Here is a 518-nt window from a genome sequence, read left to right on the forward strand (position 1 = left end):
ACGCTGGTGAAGGGTGATGAGCGAGTCGAGCTTTTGGAAGAGCGCGCCAATTTGCTTCTGCTCTTCGATCCGTGGACAGGGAACCTCGAGCTCCATCACCCTCTTCTTGGAAATATTAAAGCGGGAAATGCCTTGAGCCAGCAACGCCAGGCTGCTTCGAACGCTTTGCGACCTAAGCATGTAAGCAAGATAGTACGGCTCGAAGATCCCCTTTTGCCTATAGCCGAAACAAAAGCTGTTCAGGTAGACATTCGGCCGGTCAGCCAGCCAAACCGAAGACATGCCAACTTCCTCCGGCGTTTCAGATGAAACCGTAAACAGCACATCGCCAAACTTCACCCTATTTTGCCTCGAATCGATTTCGACAGATTCAAGCCTTTCTACGTCCGTGATTGGGTTGTCGAAAACATTGGTGTAGGGAACAAAACTGGCATCACCATGTCCGAAGTCTTCTTTGGTTTTGCCAGACAGGCCGCCATAAGTTACACCATAATCCCCCAGCTTACGCTGTTCCCAAG

1 protein-coding gene is annotated in these 518 nt (G+C 50.6%); it reads right to left on the bottom strand.

Annotation, left to right across the window (positions count from 1 at the left end; all coding sequences use genetic code 11):
• Nucleotides 1-518: restriction endonuclease subunit S (locus tag D1643_RS11465; RefSeq protein ID WP_201751129.1), on the bottom strand; the 518-nt coding region annotated here is incomplete at both ends.

It is taken from the genome of Enterorhabdus sp. P55, from assembly GCF_009911695.1.
Classification (GTDB): Bacteria; Actinomycetota; Coriobacteriia; order Coriobacteriales; family Eggerthellaceae; genus Enterorhabdus.